Consider the following 13,302-nt stretch of genomic DNA (forward strand, 5'->3'; position numbering starts at 1 on the left):
GTCTTCGCGATCGAGCCGAAGCCGAATGAGCCGCGGGGGAACATTCTGTTGCCGACGATCGGGCACGCGTTGGCGTTCATCAACGAGCTCGAGCGTCCGGAGTTGGTGGGGATCAATCCGGAGATCGGGCATGAGGAGATGGCCGGTCTGGACTACGCGGCGGGGATCCGGCAGGCGTTGTGGCACGGGAAGCTGTACCACATCGATTTGAACGGGCAGACCGGTCCGCGGTATGACCAGGATCTGCGTTTCGGTGCGGGGAATGTCGGCGGGGCGTTCTGGGCGGTGGACGCGGTTGAGGAGGGGATCGCGAAGGGGCAGTACACCGGGCCGATCCACTTCGATTTCAAGCCGCCGCGGACGGAGGACGACGCGGGGGTGTGGGTCTCGGCGGCGGCGTGCATGCGCAATTATCTGATTCTGCGGGAGAAGGTGCGGGCGTTCCGCGCCGATCCGGAGGTGCGGGAGGCGCTCAAGGCGGCTCGGGTGGACCAGTTGGCGGTGCCGACGCTGGCCGATGGTGAGACGTGGGCCGACGTGCGGGACGTCGAGGTCGACGTGGAGGGTCTGGCGGCGAAGGGGATGGCGTTCGAGCGGCTCGACCAGCTCGCCCTCGAACACCTCTACGGCGTCCGCTGAGCGGCTCAGCCGGTGACTTCGACCGTCAGCTCGACCGGATCGGGCGGCTCGGAGTCACCGGCGTCCCCCACGCAGTTCTCGGGCGCGGTGCGGAAGCAGTACTGGAACACCAGCGTCGTCTCGCCCGCTGCGGCGGCGTCGAAGACCCAGTACAGACGGCTCCTGCACCCCGAATCGCACTCCCCGCAGTCCGGGTCGGTCTCCGAATAGCGGTCGTACTCGGTGAGCACCGCGGCGTCGGGCTCGCCGACCAGGTGCCAGACGTCCCCGACCGAGAAGTCGACCCATCCCAAGTCCACCCACAGCCGGTCCCCGGCGGCCACCGTCGCCGTCACGGCGTCGAGCGCCACCGTGTGCTCCTCGTCGGGCCCCTCGTCCGAGCACCCCGACAGGGCCGACACCAACGCCACGACCAATCCCACGACACGCACGACGACCACACTAGGCGCGCTGCGCAAGCGATCGAGCCTCTGATCGAATGGCCGGAGACATCGGTTCCTCTGAGAAAGGCGATCCTGACATGGCCGCAAGCGACAACGACGTCGACCGCCGGATCCGCGAGCACCGGGCCGCCGACGCGACCGTCACCCTCACCGCCGACGGCGCGCCCCTCGCCGGCCGGAGCGTGGAACTGGAGCAGACCCGCCACGAATTCCTCTTCGGCTGCATCGGCTTCGACCTCATCGACCACGCCAACGGCACCTCCGAGGAGCCCGAACGCGACGCCCGCAACGCCGAGCTGTGGGAGGGCGTGTTCAACTTCGCCACCCTGCCGTTCTACTGGGGACGCTTCGAGCCCGAGCGCGGACGGACCGGCACCGAGCCGCTGCTGAAGACCGCGCGCTGGTTCGCCGACCGCGGACACGCCGTCAAGGGCCACCCGCTCGCCTGGCACACCGTGACCGCCCCTTGGCTGCTCGACCTCGACAACGAGGAGACCGCCCGCGTCCAGGTCGAGCGCATCAAGCGCGAAGTGAGCGACTTCGCCGGCGTCATCGACATGTGGGACGTCATCAACGAGGTCGTCATCATGCCGATCTTCGACAAGTACGACAACGGCATCACGCGGCTGTGCCGCGACATCGGCCGGATCCCGATGGTGCGCATGGTCTTCGACGCCGCACGCGAGGCCAACCCGGGCGCGACCCTGCTGCTCAACGACTTCGACATGTCCGCGGCCTACGAGTGCCTCATCGAGGGCGTCCTGGAGGCGGGCATCCAGATCGACGTGCTCGGCCTCCAGAGCCACATGCACCAGGGCTACTGGGGCGAGGAGAAGACCCTCGCCGTCCTGGAGCGCTTCTCGCGCTACGGGCTGCCGATCCACTTCACCGAGACCACGATCGTCTCCGGCGACGTCATGCCGCCCGAGATCGTCGACCTCAACGACCACCAGGTCGAGTCCTGGCCCAGCACCCCCGAAGGCGAAGCGCGCCAAGCCGACGAGATCGAGCGCCACTACAAGACCCTGCTCTCGCACCCCTCGGTCGAGGCGGTCACCTACTGGGGCATGAACGACAAGGACATGTGGCTGGGCGCCCCCGGCGGCCTGGTCCGCGCCGACGGCACGCCGAAGCCGTCCTACGACCGGCTCCACCACCTGGTGAACACCGAATGGGGCACCTCGACCACGATGACGACCGACGCCGAGGGCCGCTTGAGATTCAACGGCTTCCTCGGCGACTACCGCCTCGCGCACGAAGGCGCCGAAGCGGCGTTCTCCATCCAGGAGCCCGGCCGCACCGAGCTCTCGGTGGACCTGGCCTGACGCGCTACTGGGCGAACCGGCGGTACCGGCGGCGCACCACGGCGTGCGCCTGCTTGGGCCGCCGGTATTCGTCGAGGATGCCCTTGTCGTTGTAGCCGCGAGCCCGCTTCAGCGACATCTCCTTCTCCTCTGTGGTGCGGAAGTCGCCCAGGACCCAGATGCCGAGTCCCGAGATCCGGTCCTGCCCGTCGGCGATGTGGCCGATCACCGTCTCCAGCAGCTCCGCCTGGTACTGCTCGGTCCACATGCCGTGGTGCTGGTCGCGCCAACCGGGCACGGCGCCGGCGCCGATCTCGGAGATGATGAGCGGCTTGTCCGCGTGCCCGGCCTCGTCGACGTGCGCGGCGATCCGGTCGAGCTCGGCGGGGATGTCGTCGATGCCGCCCAATACCAGCCCGGATAGCAGTTCACCGCGACCACGTCGACCAGATCGAGGCACACGTCGTCGTAAACGTGGTTGGAGGCGTAGGTGACCGGCCTGGTCTCGTCCAGTTCGCGCAGGCGCCCGAGCAGCCGCTCATAGGCCGGGCGGACCTCGGGCTCATGGCTGGGGCTCTCGTTGAGGACGCCCCACATGATCACCGACGGCCGGTTGCGCGCGACGGCCACCATCTCGTCGATGTGGTCGAGCTGCGCGGCGACGAAGCCCGGGTCGGTCAGGCGCTCGACGGGGTACTGCCAGCCGATCGACTCGCTCCACACGCAGATCCCGGCCTCGTCGCACAGATCCAGGAACAGCGGATCCTGCGGATAGTGGCTGCCGCGCACGAAGTTGCAGCCGAGGTCCTTGATCTGCTGGACGTCGGCGACGAGCAGCCCGACCGGCTGCGCGTGCCCGAACTGCGGGTGGGACTCGTGCCGGTTGACGCCCCACAACGTCACCGCCTCGCCGTTGACGGCGATGCGGCCGCCCTCGGCGCTCACCTGCCGCAGGCCGACGCGCTCGCACATGTCGTCCTCGCCCAAGCGGACCCGCAGCAGGTGCAGGGCCGGGCTCGACGGCGACCACAGCGCCGCCCCGGGCAGCTCGAAGGTCCGCTCCAGGCTTCCGGCCCCGTCGAGGTCGACCGACTCCGCCAGGATCCGGCGGTCGCCGCATTCGACGACGAGCGGGACGCCTCGCGCCTCGCCTCGGTAGTCGACGCGCAGCGACACGCGCCGCGTCCCGAGGTCCTCGGTGGCGAAGCCGAGGCCCTCGATCCACGCGTCCCCAAGGCGATGCAGCTCGACGGGCCTGGTGATGCCGCCGAAGTGGTACCAGTCGAAATACTCCAGGTGCATCGGCGAGCGCTCGTCGAACCGGTTGTCGACCAGCACGGTCACGTCGATGGTCCCCGGCTCGGCGTGCTCCACGTCGGCCGCGAAGCCGGTGAAGCCCCCGGCATGGTCGCGGATCGGCGCGGCGCCCCAGAAGACCCGGCACCAGTGGTGGACGGCGCCGAAGGCCAGCCGGTGCCGCCCGGCCGCCTCGACACGCACCCGCGTCCGGTAGGCCGCCAGACCGCGCCGGCCCGCGTACGCCGGGGTGGCGTCGAAGGAGCCCGGGACGGCCATGACGTCGTCGTACTCGATCGCGTGCACGTCCACCTCGCCCGGATCGACGTCCCCGAGGAACGCGAAGTCCCAGACGCCGCCCAGATCCCGTACCGCCCGCCGTTCGTGCCGTGTGAACCGTCGTGTCACGACCGCCTCCTCAACCTTGTCGAACCTTAGGCTAACGCTTGCCGCACCTCGTCCGCCGTCGCCGTGCGCCCCGGAGCGAGCGTCGGTTACGTTGCGAAGATGAGGGAACCGACCGAGCCGGTCGAGCGTTTCGAGGAGCACCGGACATGGCTGCGGGCCCTCGCCCACCGGATGCTCGGCTCGCTCAGCGAGGCCGGCGACGCGCTCCAGGAGGCGTGGCTGCGGGCCGGCCGCGCCGAGATCGACGAGGTCGAGAACCTCGGCGGCTGGCTGACCACCGTCACCGCGCATGGCCTTCACCGTCGACGGCGACCGGATCACCGCCATCGACTCCTGGCCGGCCCCGACCGCCTCGCCGCCCTCGACGGGCATACAAATTCCCAAGGCGGGTAAGCGATCAAGTACGGCGGCAGCGTATCCGTTGTGGGAAGGTGAAGTGTGACTTTGCGGATCGAAGACTACGGCATGCTCGGGGACCTCCAAACCGCCGCGCTGGTCGGCGCCGACGGCTCGATCGACTGGTTGTGCCTGCCCCGGTTCGACTCGCCGGCCTGCTTCGCGGCCCTGCTCGGCGACGAGAGCCACGGGTGCTGGCGCCTGGAGCCCGTCGCGGGCGGCCGATGCACGCGCCGCCGCTACCGAGACGACACGCTCATCCTCGAAACCGAATGGGACACACCGGAAGGGAGCGTCCGCGTCACCGACGCGATGCCCCCGCGCAACGGTGCCGCCGACGTCGTCCGCGTCGTCGAGGGTCTCAGCGGCCGCGTCCCCATGCGGACCCTCATGCGACTGCGTTTCGGCTACGGCCGCGACGAGCCGTGGACCCGCTGCGTCGACGGCCAGCTGTCCGCCATCGCCGGGCCCGACGCCGCATGGCTCCACTCGGAAGTGCCCGTCGAGATCGACAACGCCACCGCGACCGCCGAATTCAGCGTCTCGGCCGGCGAGCGCGTCTCCTTCGTGCTCACCCACAAGCCGTCCCACGAAGGCCGCCCGGTGCCGGCCGACCCCGATACCGCGCTCGCCGACACCGAGTCGTTCTGGCACGACTGGATCAGCCACCTCCGCTACGAAGGCCAATGGGACGAGGCCGTCCGCCGCTCGCTCATCATCCTCAAGGCCCTCACCTACGCCCCGACCGGCGGCATCGTCGCCGCCCCCACGACCTCCCTTCCCGAGGACCTCGGCGGCATCCGCAACTGGGACTACCGGTTCTGCTGGCTGCGCGACGCCACCTACACCCTCCAGGCGCTGCTGGGCACCGGCTTCATAGAGGAGGCGACGGAGTGGCGCGAGTGGCTCCTGCGCGCCGCCGCCGGCAACCCGGCCGAACTCCAGATCATGTACGGCCTCGACGGCCACCGCTGGCTGCCCGAGCACACCCTCGACTGGCTCCCCGGCTACGAGGGCTCGGCGCCGGTGCGGATCGGCAACGCCGCCACCGGTCAGTTCCAGCTCGACGTGTGGGGTGAGATCCTCGACGGCCTCCACATCGCCCGTGAATCGGGTGTCCATCTCCACGAGGAGGCATGGGACCTCCAGTTGGCCCTGCTGGACTTCCTCGAAGACAACTGGCAGCGGCCCGACGACAGCCTCTGGGAGGTCCGCGGCGACCGCCGGCACTTCGTCCACTCCAAGGTCATGGCGTGGGCCGCGTTCGACCGGGCCGTCCAGGCCGTCGAGCGGTTCGGGCTCCACGGACCCGTCGACAGGTGGAAGCGGCTGTGCTCGCGGATCCACGCCGAGGTCTGCGACCGCGGCTTCGACGCCGACCGCGGGACGTTCACGCAGTCATACGGCTCCAAGGGCGTCGACGCGGCCCTGCTGCTGCTTCCCAGGGTCGGGTTCCTGCCCTGGAACGACTCCCGCATCGTCGGCACCGTCGAGGCGGTATGGCGCTCCCTGTCCCGCGACGGCTTCATCCTGCGCTACGACCCCAGCGCCGACGGCGGCGTCGACGGTCTCCCCGGCGACGAGGGCTCCTTCATCGTCTGCTCGTTCTGGATGGTCGACGCCCTACACGCGACCGGACGCGAGCACGAGGCGAGAGCGCTGTTCGAGCGGCTGCTCGACGTGCGCAACGACCTCGGGCTGCTCAGCGAGGAGTACGACGCCGTCACCGGCCGGCACCTGGGCAACACCCCGCAGGCGTACAGCCACGTGGGGCTGGTCAACTCCGCCCGCCACCTCAGCGGCGCGCACCCGGCGACGTCCCCGCACGCCGTCGAAGAGGACCAGGATTCCGACGAGAGGGAGTGAACGCCATGCGCGCCTTGACCACCGTCCCCGGACGAAAGAACTCCCTGGAACTGGCCGAAGTCCCCGAGCCGGAGCCCGCCGAGGGCGAGCTGCTCGTGGACGGCCTCGCCATGGGCGTGTGCGGCACCGACAAGGAGATCGTCGCGGGCGACTACGGGTGGGCCCCGCCCAGGGCCGACCGCCTCGTCATCGGCCACGAGTCGCTCGGACGCGTCCGAGCCGCTCCCGACGGCAGCGGTTTCGCGCCGGGCGACCTCGTCGTCGGCGTGGTGCGGCGCCCCGACCCGGTCCCGTGCGGGGCGTGCGAGCGCGGCCAGTTCGACGCGTGCCGCAACGGCGGCTACGTCGAACGCGGCATCAAGCAGCTCGACGGCTACGGCAGCGAGGCGTGGACCGTCGAGGCCGACTACGCCGTCAAGCTCGACCCGGGCCTGTCCGAGGCGGGTGTGCTCCTGGAGCCGACCAGCGTCGTCGCCAAGGCCTGGGAGCAGATCGACAAGGTCGGCGGGCGCTCCTGGTTCGAGCCGCGAACGGTCCTGGTCACCGGGGCGGGGCCGATCGGGCTGCTCGCCGCGCTCATCGGCGCTCAGCGGGGCCTGGACGTCCACGTCCTCGACATCGTCACCGAAGGCCCCAAACCCGGGCTCGTCCGGGACCTCGGCGCGACCTACCACCACGACGGCGTCGACGCGGCCGTGCGGGTCGCCGAGCCGGACGTCGTCATCGAGGCCACCGGCGCCAGCTCGGTCGTGTTCGACGCGATCGCCGCCACCGGCGCGTTCGGCGTCGTGTGCCTGACCGGCGTCTCCCCGGCCGGGAGGCGCGTGAGCGTCGACGCCGGGGCCATCAACCGCGAGATCGTTCTGGAGAACGACGCCGTGGTCGGCTCGGTCAACGCCAACCTCGGCCACTGCGCCGAGGCCGCGCGGGTGCTCGCCGCCGCCGACAAGGGCTGGCTCTCGCGACTGATCACCCGGCGCGTCCGGCTCTCGGACTACGGGCGGGCCTTCCGCGCCGAGCCCGGCGACGTCAAGACCGTCATCGCCCTCGGCGAGTGACGGTCCTGCGGTCCTAGAAGTCCCCCTCGGCCACCTGAAGGCAGGTGAGCCCGAGTGAGCGCCACCGCTCCACGGTCTGGTCCCGGTCGTCGAGCACCCACAGCACCTCGAAGCGCGGTTCGATGTGCCGCCGGTAGAGCTCCTCTTTCAGGTCGGCGTCGCGCCGCCGGTCGCCCTGCTCGCGCATGTGGAGCGCCGCGATCGGGACGCCGACGTGCAGTTCGAGCCAGCGCCTGGTGTCGGCGCGGGAGGCGCTGCTGCGCCCGGAGACGAACACGATCCGGTGTCCCGCCCGGTGCAGGACCTTGACGAGCTCGATCACCGGCTCGTTCGGGGCGTCCCAGGCGACCCGGGTCTCATCGTAGGGACCGCGCTGATCGCGGACGGCGACCGTGCCGTCGACGTCGACGATCACCGCTGTGGGGCGGCCGGCCGACTCGGCCTGCGCCACTACTCCTCCTCGTCGCTGTGGCTTCGGAGCGAGCCGGCGTGCGCCTTGGCGGCGGGATCGAGGCGGCTTTTGATCAGGCTCGCGATCGTGACGACGGCGAGCACGCCGATGACGACGCCGAGGCTGACCACCGTGGAGATCTCCGGGACACGCTCGTCGATGTCGACGTGCGCCCAGTGCAGCACGAGCTTGACGCCGATGAACGCCAGGATGAGCGCCAGGCCCGCCGACAGGTACACGAGCCGGTCGAGCAGGCCTTGGACCAGGAAGAACAGGGCCCGCAGGCCGAGCAGCGCGAAGGCGTTGGCGGTGAAGACGATGTAGACCTCTTGGGTCACGCCGAAGACCGCGGGGATCGAGTCGAGCGCGAACAGCAGGTCGACGCTGCCGATGGCGATGAGGACGATGAACAGCGGGGTGACGACCCTGCGGCCGTCCAGATGCGCGAACAGCTTCCCGCCGATGTAGTCCGTGCTCACCGGCAGGAGGCGCTGCGCGCCGCGGACCATGGGGTTGCTCTCGATGTCGGGGTCCTCGTTGCGGTGTCGGAACAGCTGGACCGCCGTGTAGACGAGCAGGAGACCGAACAGCAGGAACATGAACGAGAACAGGTTCAGCAGCGCCGCGCCGGCGGCGATGAAGATCGCGCGCATGATGAGCGCGAGCACGATGCCGAAGGTGAGGACCTTGTGCTGGTGCTCGGAGGGGACGGCGAAGGTCGTCATGATGATGACGAACACGAAGAGGTTGTCGACCGACAGGCTCTTCTCGATGATGTAGCCGGCGAAGTACTCGGTGCCGTAGCCGCCGCCGTACTGGAGGCCGAACCAGATGCCGAAGGCCACCGCGACGAGGATGTAGAACACCGACCAGGCGGTCGCCTCCCTGAACCCGACCTTGTGCGGCCGGATCGCGGACATGATCAGGTCGACCGCCAAGAGCGCCACGATCAGGCCGATGGTGCCGGCCCATGTGAGCGCGCTGATTTCCAGCATTCCTTCCTCCGGTTCATCCGTTCTTCGACAAGACGGGACGGCGCTCGAGGTTTCGAGATCCGCGTCCCGACGAATCGGCGTCCACTGTGCAGCCATGGCGACGGCGGACTGACATCATGCTGTTGGGCAGCATCGTACGCGAATGCGAGGCATTCTGGCGCGGCGGTCGCCCGGAGTGAGCTGCATTGCGCGGTTCGAGGACGGCGAAGCGCCCCCGGGCCGATGGGAGCTCGGCCGCGGGGGCGCTTGCGGAGGGCGGTTCAGGCTTTGAGTCGCCGGTGCGTCAGAACCACTTCTGGTTCTCGCCGCCGGTGCACGTCCAGATATGGAGCCGGTTGCCGTCGGCGGCGTTCCAGTCGGGCACGTCGAGGCACTTGTCGGCCTGGGGATTCACCAGGTCGTTCGCGTCGGTGTGGACCCATTGCTGGGCGCCGGTGCCGTTGCAGGTGTACAGCTGCACCTTCGCGCCGTCCGCGGTGGAGCCGGCGGAGACGTCGAGGCACTTGCCGAGGGCGCGGACGGTGCCGTCCGATGCGAACGTCCACTGTTGAGCGGCGCTCCCGTTGCAGGTGTAGAGCTGCACCGGGGTGCCGTCGGCGCTGCTGGCCCCGGCCACGTCGACGCACTTGCCGCCGAAGCCGGTGATGGCGGTGCCCGAGGCCGAGCCGCCGCCGTAGACGCGCACATAGTCGATCTTGAGCTGCTGGGGGAACTGGGTGCTGCCGTCGGGCGAGCCGGGCCAGTTCCCGCCGACGGCGAGGTTGAGGATCATGTAGAAGGGGTGGTCGAAGACCCACTGGTTGCCGCCGACGTCGGCGGGGGTCTTCTGGGAGTAGACGTTCCCGTCGACGGACCAGGTGATCGAGCCGGGCGCCCAGTCGATGGCGAAGGTGTGGAAGCCGTCGGCGAACTGCTGACCGCCGGGGAGCGTGTAGCCGGCGCCGACGCCCGCGCCTCCGGAGTAGCCGGGGCCGTGGAGGGTGCCGTGGACGGTGCTCGGCTCGTATCCGACGTTCTCCATGATGTCGATCTCGCCGCTCTGGGGCCAGCCGACCTGGCCGATGTCGTCGCCGAGCATCCAGAAGGCGGGCCACATGCCCTGGCCGCGCGGGACCTGGATGCGGGCCTCGAAGCGGCCGTACTGCTGGGTGAAGGTCTCGGCGGTGGTGAGCTTGCCGGAGGTGTACTCGCAGGTGCCGTACCAGCATTGGAAGCCGGACGGGTTGTCGCGGCGGGCGGTGATGACGAGGTTGCCGCTGCCGTCGTGGGCGACGTTGTCGGTGCGGTCGGTGTAGTACTGGAGTTCGTTGTTGCCCCAACCGGAGCCGCCGATGTCGTGGCGCCACTTGGAGGCGTCGGGGGAGGAGCCGGCGGGGCCGTCGAACTCGTCGTTCCAGAGCAGTTGCATCTGCTCGGCGTGGGGCTCGGCGTCGGCTTGGTCTTCGCCCAGAGTGAGCGCGCCGGCGGCGGCGAGGCCGGCGCACATGACGGCGAGGAGCCGGACGGCCGTGCGGCGGCGGCCGGACTTTCGGGGTGGTCTCACGACTGCGTCCTTTCATCAGGATGCGAGGAGAGCGGCAGATCGGGAGAGCGCTCTCTGTTAACTAACTTTCTTTTTACCATTTGCGATAGATACCTGTCAATGCACAGTTTGTGCCCGACGCCTCACCGCGCGCTTCGGCGACGGACCCGCCACCAGACATACGCCACCCGCAGGCCGACCGCGGCGACCAAGGCGACGGCCGACCCGTCCACCACCGATTCTCCTCGCGCAGGACGAAGTGCCAGGCGCCGGCGACCACGGCCGCGGCGACCGCCACGATGAGCAACGCCGAGACCGGACTTCCCCAGAGCGGCTCGACGAAGGCCCGATGCCAGGCCAGCAGCCAAGCCAGGACGGTGCCGGCGGGAATCCCGACGACCGCGATGAGCACTTCGCGGCGCAGATCGAGCTTGTCCTCCCACTGCTGGACGGCGGCACGATTCCGGCGAGCACGGGCCCGGTGGGCGGTTCGTTTCGAGGGCATCGCGACAGTCTCGGGCATGGAGCGCACCGGTGGGGTGCAAGGGGCCCGCGCGCGGGTAGTGGAGAATCGGGGCATGGCTCGACGTTCACGACGACCGCGACCCGAGGACCGGCCGTGCCCCTGCGCGACCGGCCTCGCCTACAGCGAGTGCTGCGGTCGCCTGCACTCCGGGGCGGCCAAGGCCGACACCGCCGAGGCCCTCATGCGCTCCCGCTACAGCGCCTTCGCGGTCGGCGACGCGGCCTACCTCCTGTGGACCTGGCACCCCGACACGCGGCCCGCCGAGCTGGAACTCGCGGACGACCGGAAGTGGACCGGACTCGAGATCCTGGAGACGAGCGGCGGCACCGCCTTCCACGCCGAGGCCACCGTGGCGTTCCGGGCACACTTCCGCGACGCCGACGGGGCGGGAACGCAGAGCGAGGTCAGTGAGTTCGTCCGCCAAGGCGGGATGTGGCTGTACCGCTCGGGCACGGCGTGACGCCGGGGCTCGAGCCGGCGGCCTTGGGCGCGCTGGCCGCCCGGTTCGAAGTGGCGCCCGAGGCGATCCGGGCGGCGCCGAACCAGGGCGTCGCCAACCACACCTATCTGCTCGGGGACGAGCTCGTGCTGCGCGTGGCACGCGCCGGCCTCGAAGACGACCTCCGCAAGGAAGCCCAGGTGATCCCCGCCGTGACGGCCCTCGGCATCCGCACTCCCGCGATGGTCGCATTCGAAGAGGGCCGAGCGGGGCCCTTCATGGTCGTGCGACGAGCCGAAGGCATCGTCCCGAGGACGCCCGAGCGACACACGGGAAGCCCCTGGGCACGCAGCTATCAGGAGCTCGGCGTCCAGCTGGCCGTGCTGCATGCGGGCGATGTCCGGGCCGGGTCGTTTCCGGCCGTGCCGGTCGAACCCGATGCCGACCCCCGGCCCGGCATCGTGAAGCTGGTCGGCGATGGATACCTGGGTGAGGAGGTCGCGAGCTGGGTCTGCGGCTGGCTCGACCGGATCGAGGCGCATCGGCCGGCCTCGCCCGCTCGATGCCTGATTCACGGCGACGCCAGCCCGACCAACCTGCTCGTCGATCCCGATACCTTGGCGCTCAACGCCTTGCTGGACTGGGGCGACGCGATGTTCGCGGACCCGGCCGTTGAGTTCGCCGAGCTGCCGCTGCGGGCAGTGCCTTACGCGCTGGAAGGATATCTCGGTGCCGATGTAGATGGCGACGAGCTCCTGCGCTGGGCCGCAAGGATTCTCTGGCACCATCTCGTGTGGGCCGTGTTCCGGCTCGCCACCGATACGGAGCCGGGCGCGCCACATTGGCCCGCCCAGCGCGGCAACCGGATATTGGAGATCACGCGCTTCTTCCTCGAACGGCCCTCGTTCCCTTGGGATGTCTTGCAGTAGGCGGTGCAGGGCAAAGGAGCACCTGGCCGGGCGGGTGTGGTGGAGTGTGGTGGGCTTGCGCCTGCGGAGACCGGCAATGGAAGGCGGGGCGCTGGCGGGAATGGTGTGGGGTTGATGGTTGCTCTGCGCTAAAGGCGTCAGCGACGAAGAGGTTGGTTCTTTGTGGAGGTTGGGTCGGCGGGCGTGCCGGTGGGGCGTGGGCGCTGGCCGTTTCGCGGGCGGGTCGTGTGGTGTCCGGTTTGCCTTGCGGGGCAGGGTGGTCGGTGGCTGACGGGCGGCGGAAACGTGAGTGTTTTCCCACCCTAATGGGTGATGACAGGGGCCTTGTGGCCTGGGAGAATAGAGGTATAGCACGAACTGGCGGAAACAGCAGGTTCGTACGAGACCTCAAGGAGGTGTCAGATGGCCAAAGCAAGCACGAAGCCCAGCAGGACGGAGCGGACCGAGCGGGCAGCGGCCATCCACACCCACCTTGACGAAGCTGCGGCCATGATCAACCAGGCCCACGCCAAAGTGCTCGCCGATGTCATCGAGGCGAAAGCGTGGAACATCCACCGCGACTGCGACGGCTTCTCGGCTCTGCGCGAGTGGCTGGTGACGACCTTCGACTTCCACCTGCGCGTCGCGGCCGACCTCGCCGCGATCGCCCGCGCCGCCGGGAAATTCCAGGTGTTGACTGAGACGGCGACTTCGGCTGCGGCGCGGATCGACCGGGTCGCGGCAGCCGTGCGCCGCCTGGACGCCACCAAGGCCCTCCGCGTGTACGCCCGCACCCCCTACCAGGAGCCGGTCCCCTCCCCCTTCGACGCCGAGACGCTGTGTGCGACGCCGGAGCATTTGATCGCGCAGTACTGCATCCACGCCACCGTCAAAGACGTGCACGCCCAGCTCGACGAGCTCCAGGCCGCGCTCGACTCGGGTGAGGAGCTGTTGGACGGGCTCGGGCAGCAGTCGTTGCAACGCCTGGATCTGGTGGAGACCGAGAACGGCATGTTCGTCCTCTCCGGGCTCTTGTCGGCCGACACCGGGA

At 69.7% G+C, this 13,302-nt stretch carries 15 protein-coding genes; 8 read left to right on the forward strand and 7 right to left on the reverse strand.

What is annotated here, in order from left to right; translation table 11 throughout:
• Positions 1–639 (forward strand): apurinic/apyrimidinic endonuclease family protein (locus ACYVK3_RS21720; RefSeq protein WP_460499444.1); only part of this gene is annotated, 639 nt, incomplete at its 5' end.
• Between the two features lie 5 nt (positions 640–644).
• On the opposite strand, the gene ACYVK3_RS21725 is transcribed toward ACYVK3_RS21720, so the two are convergent.
• Positions 645–1,049 carry a hypothetical protein gene (locus tag ACYVK3_RS21725; RefSeq protein ID WP_460499445.1) on the reverse strand — a complete coding sequence of 135 codons (405 nt, stop codon included), beginning with the start codon at positions 1,047–1,049 and terminating at the stop codon, positions 645–647.
• Positions 1,050–1,159: 110 nt separating this feature from the next.
• Here ACYVK3_RS21725 and ACYVK3_RS21730 point away from each other — a divergent pair, with 110 nt between their 5' ends.
• Complete coding sequence (locus ACYVK3_RS21730; RefSeq protein WP_460499446.1) at positions 1,160–2,407, forward strand: endo-1,4-beta-xylanase; 1,248 nt, start codon at positions 1,160–1,162, stop codon at positions 2,405–2,407.
• A gap of 4 nt (positions 2,408–2,411) precedes the next feature.
• Here the strand turns inward: ACYVK3_RS21730 and ACYVK3_RS21735 are convergent, their stop codons facing one another.
• Complete coding sequence (locus ACYVK3_RS21735) at positions 2,412–2,711, reverse strand: hypothetical protein (RefSeq protein WP_460499460.1); 300 nt, start codon at positions 2,709–2,711, stop codon at positions 2,412–2,414.
• On the reverse strand, positions 2,612–4,090 hold the full coding sequence (locus tag ACYVK3_RS21740; protein WP_460499447.1) for a glycoside hydrolase family 2 protein: 1,479 nt from the start codon (positions 4,088–4,090) through the stop codon (positions 2,612–2,614). Before ACYVK3_RS21740 ends, ACYVK3_RS21735 begins: the two co-directional genes overlap by 100 nt.
• Before the next feature lie 99 nt (positions 4,091–4,189).
• Here ACYVK3_RS21740 and ACYVK3_RS21745 point away from each other — a divergent pair, with 99 nt between their 5' ends.
• The 3 genes from ACYVK3_RS21745 to ACYVK3_RS21755 are packed head-to-tail and all read left to right on the forward strand — an operon-like array spanning position 4,190 to position 7,410.
• Positions 4,190–4,483: a sigma factor gene (locus tag ACYVK3_RS21745; protein WP_460499448.1), complete on the forward strand. Its 294-nt coding sequence runs from the start codon at positions 4,190–4,192 to the stop codon at positions 4,481–4,483.
• A 45-nt stretch (positions 4,484–4,528) separates the two neighbouring features.
• Positions 4,529–6,352: a glycoside hydrolase family 15 protein gene (locus tag ACYVK3_RS21750; RefSeq protein WP_460499449.1), complete on the forward strand. Its 1,824-nt coding sequence runs from the start codon at positions 4,529–4,531 to the stop codon at positions 6,350–6,352.
• Positions 6,353–6,357: 5 nt separating this feature from the next.
• Complete coding sequence (locus tag ACYVK3_RS21755; RefSeq protein WP_460499450.1) at positions 6,358–7,410, forward strand: glucose 1-dehydrogenase; 1,053 nt, start codon at positions 6,358–6,360, stop codon at positions 7,408–7,410.
• A 13-nt stretch (positions 7,411–7,423) separates the two neighbouring features.
• Here ACYVK3_RS21755 and ACYVK3_RS21760 read toward each other — a convergent pair whose 3' ends face one another.
• The 4 genes from ACYVK3_RS21760 to ACYVK3_RS21775 form a co-directional block, all read right to left on the reverse strand.
• Positions 7,424–7,861 carry a phosphatase domain-containing protein gene (locus tag ACYVK3_RS21760; protein WP_460499452.1) on the reverse strand — a complete coding sequence of 146 codons (438 nt, stop codon included), beginning with the start codon at positions 7,859–7,861 and terminating at the stop codon, positions 7,424–7,426.
• Positions 7,861–8,856 (reverse strand): TerC family protein, encoded by a 996-nt coding sequence (locus ACYVK3_RS21765; RefSeq protein WP_460499454.1) that lies wholly within the window; start codon positions 8,854–8,856, stop codon positions 7,861–7,863. Before ACYVK3_RS21765 ends, ACYVK3_RS21760 begins: the two co-directional genes overlap by 1 nt.
• Positions 8,857–9,139: 283 nt before the next feature.
• Positions 9,140–10,399, reverse strand: coding sequence for a ricin-type beta-trefoil lectin domain protein (locus ACYVK3_RS21770; RefSeq protein WP_460499455.1), 1,260 nt, complete (start codon positions 10,397–10,399; stop codon positions 9,140–9,142).
• Between the two features lie 73 nt (positions 10,400–10,472).
• Positions 10,473–10,883 (reverse strand): hypothetical protein, encoded by a 411-nt coding sequence (locus ACYVK3_RS21775; protein WP_460499456.1) that lies wholly within the window; start codon positions 10,881–10,883, stop codon positions 10,473–10,475.
• Positions 10,884–10,956: 73 nt separating this feature from the next.
• Between ACYVK3_RS21775 and ACYVK3_RS21780 the strand changes: the two genes are divergently transcribed.
• From ACYVK3_RS21780 to ACYVK3_RS21790, 3 genes are all read left to right on the forward strand, one after another.
• Positions 10,957–11,364 carry a YchJ family protein gene (locus ACYVK3_RS21780; RefSeq protein WP_460499457.1) on the forward strand — a complete coding sequence of 136 codons (408 nt, stop codon included), beginning with the start codon at positions 10,957–10,959 and terminating at the stop codon, positions 11,362–11,364.
• A complete protein-coding gene (locus ACYVK3_RS21785; protein WP_460499458.1) occupies positions 11,337–12,272 on the forward strand; it encodes a phosphotransferase family protein in 936 nt (311 codons plus the stop codon). The genes ACYVK3_RS21780 and ACYVK3_RS21785 overlap by 28 nt, the downstream gene beginning before the upstream one ends.
• Positions 12,273–12,674: 402 nt before the next feature.
• The coding region (locus ACYVK3_RS21790) for a hypothetical protein (RefSeq protein ID WP_460499459.1) at positions 12,675–13,302 on the forward strand (628 nt) is incomplete at its 3' end.

This window comes from Glycomyces tarimensis, from assembly GCF_054776215.1.